Consider the following 2,820-nt stretch of genomic DNA (forward strand, 5'->3'; position numbering starts at 1 on the left):
CCGTTGTCGCGCAGTTCCACCAGCTTGTCGGCCGGCAGGGCCTTCAGCTTGTCTTCGGAAATCGCGAAATATTCGGCGATCTTCTGCACCTTGCCGGCGGTACCGTCGGGGTTGCGCGGCGTGAAGTTGGCTTCGCGCGTTTCGAACAGGTCCAGATCGGTCAGCATCTTGACGAAGCTGTCCGTGCGCTGGCGCTCGGTTTCGAAGTTGTTGCAGAACTCCAAGGCCTGCTGGACATAGGGGCTGGGCTGGCCGTCAACGAACAGGGGCTGGGAGCCGCCGTCCTTGATGAAGGGGGCGTTGCGATCGAGGCACAGCACCAGACGCTTCTGCGCATCGTCATTGGCGAAGACGAAGGGATAGCGACGCACATAGGCGGGAATATAGGCGTCGCCCCGGAAGTGGCCGTCGTCGCCGACGAACAGGTTTTCGCCGTCGCGCAGGCCCATGACGGCCACCGGCTGTTTGTTATCGCCGACGAAGATCACCGGATAGGACAGGGTCGCAGGCGCGAACTCGGTCACCGTCAACGGCACAATGTTGGTCGCACGGACGAAGTCGTAAGGCCGGTCGACCGGATCGACGCCGAGGGTGCCGTGCGCCTCGATCGAGAGAGGCTCGGGCTGGCTGTAGAACAGGACGTTGCCGGTCAGGGAGGCGGTCGAGGTTGTGTCGGTCATGGACGCGATGCGAGCTCTGGAATGAAGGGAAGGGCGGTGTCTAGCCCAGACCGGCGGCGGCGGCAAACGGCACCGCGTTTCGCCATATCGGTTCCACCCCTCGGTTGCGACGGACCCCTCGAAGCCCTAGCTTCAGGCCATGGGCGACAGCTGTCATCACACGCACCACGACGGCCCGCCCGACGCCGGCGCCGTACGGCTGGCCCTGGGCGAGGTCGAGCGTCGTCTGGCGGGCCAGGGCGAGCGGATGACGACGGCCCGCAGCCGCGTGCTCGAACTGCTGCTCAGTGCCGGGGAACCGGTCAAGGCCTACGACCTGATCGCGCGGTTCGGGACAGACGGGGTGCCGGCCAAGCCGCCGACCGTCTACCGCTCACTGGAGTTTCTGGAGCGGCACGGCCTGGTGCATCGCATCGCGTCCATCAGCGCCTATGTCGCCTGCACCTCGGGCACGGACGCCCATGCCGCCGCCTTCCTGATCTGCGATTGCTGTGGCGCGACACAGGAGGTGTCGGCGACCCTGGCCGACGGGCTCGATGCGGCGGCGGCGTCGAAGGGCTATGTCATCGAGCGCACCACGATCGAGGCCCACGGTCGATGCCCGGCCTGCGCCTGAGCTGATCGCTGGTAACCCGCGAGGCGATGGCCTATTTGCCATTCATGGACGCGATCCGGCTCTCCCCGCCCCGCCGCCTCAGCCTGCCCGTCGACAACCGATGGGGCGCGGGCGACATGGCCGTGTTGGACTATGGCGACCCCGATCGACCGGTGGACGTTGTCTTCGTCCACGCCAACGGCTTCAACGCCATGACCTATCGCAGCCTGCTGGCCCCCCTGTCCGGCTCGCTCCGCCTATGGTCGCCCGATCTGAGGGGGCATGGACATTCGACCCTGCCGACACCCACGCAGGGACGGCGCAATTGGGCCGATCATCGCGACGACTTGGTGGCCTTGCTGGACGCCCTGGAGGGGCCGCCGGTCGTCCTGGCCGGCCATTCGATGGGGGCGACCTCATCCATCCTGGCGGCTGCCGAACGGCCTGACCGGGTTTCGCAGCTGGTGCTGTTCGATCCGGTGATCTGGAGCCGCCTCGCCGTCGCCGCCTTTCACCTGCCGCTACTGGATCGGCTGGCGAGCCGTATTCCGCTGGTGAAGAATGCGCTCAAGCGCCGGGCCGTGTTCGAAAGCCGCGAACAGGCCATGACCGCCTATGTCGGGCGCGGGGCCTTTCGTGGCTGGCCCGAAATGATGGTCGCCGACTATCTGGGCGATGGTCTGGTCCAGACCGATGACGGTTTCGTCCTGACCTGCCCACCTGAGTGGGAGGCCTCCAACTATGCGGCCCAGAGCCACGATCCCTGGCGCGCGCTGAAACGCTATGGCGGTCCGGTCCGTATCCTGAAGGCGCAGGCCGGATCGACATGTCATGTGCCGGAGCATCCGCGCGGCCTGCCGAACGTCACGGTTCAGACCGTCGAGGGCGGCACCCACTTCTTCCCCATGCTTCAGGCCGACGTGGCGCGCGATGCCCTGTTCGAGGCGGCGGTCTGATCCGACGCATACGGTCGCGCTGGTGTCGGCTCGACCGACCCGCTAAACCGCCGCCAACAAGAACAAGCGGCTCTTTCAGGGAAACGTCCGACCATGCGCGACATCAACCATTTCATCGACGGTGCAAGCTTCACGGGCGCATCGGGGCGATTCTCCGATGTGTTCAATCCGAACACCGGAGAAGTTCAGGCCAGGGTGCAACTGGCCAGCGTCGAGGAGATGGACCGCGCGGTTCAGGCGGCACAAGGGGCCTTCGAAGGCTGGTCCTCGACCAATCCTCAGCGACGCGCGCGGGTGATGTTCGAGTTCAAACGGCTGGTCGAGGCCCATATGACCGAGCTGGCCGAACTGCTGTCGTCCGAGCACGGCAAGGTGGTCGCCGACTCGAAAGGGGACATCCAGCGCGGGCTGGAAGTCATCGAGTTCGCGTGCGGCATTCCGCATGCGCTGAAGGGCGAATACACCTGGGGCGCAGGCCCCGGCATCGACGTCTATTCGATGCGCCAACCGCTGGGCGTGGTTTCGGGCATCACTCCGTTCAACTTCCCGGCCATGATCCCGATGTGGATGTTCGGCGTGGCCATCGCGG

At 65.9% G+C, this 2,820-nt stretch carries 4 protein-coding genes; 3 read left to right on the plus strand and 1 reads right to left on the minus strand.

Annotated features, from left to right (window positions below):
* The coding region (locus JHC81_RS14250; RefSeq protein ID WP_292175775.1) for a SapC family protein at positions 1-680 on the minus strand (680 nt) is incomplete at its 3' end.
* A 139-nt stretch (positions 681-819) separates the two neighbouring features.
* Between JHC81_RS14250 and JHC81_RS14255 the strand changes: the two genes are divergently transcribed.
* The 3 genes from JHC81_RS14255 to JHC81_RS14265 all read left to right on the plus strand — a co-directional run.
* Positions 820-1,296 (plus strand): Fur family transcriptional regulator, encoded by a 477-nt coding sequence (locus JHC81_RS14255; protein WP_292175776.1) that lies wholly within the window; start codon positions 820-822, stop codon positions 1,294-1,296.
* A 26-nt stretch (positions 1,297-1,322) separates the two neighbouring features.
* On the plus strand, positions 1,323-2,231 hold the full coding sequence (locus JHC81_RS14260; RefSeq protein WP_292175777.1) for an alpha/beta hydrolase: 909 nt from the start codon (positions 1,323-1,325) through the stop codon (positions 2,229-2,231).
* A gap of 93 nt (positions 2,232-2,324) precedes the next feature.
* On the plus strand, positions 2,325-2,820 hold a 496-nt coding region (locus JHC81_RS14265), incomplete at its 3' end, for an aldehyde dehydrogenase family protein (protein WP_292175778.1).

Source organism: Brevundimonas sp. (assembly GCF_016463295.1).
In the GTDB taxonomy this organism is placed as follows: Bacteria; Pseudomonadota; Alphaproteobacteria; order Caulobacterales; family Caulobacteraceae; genus Brevundimonas.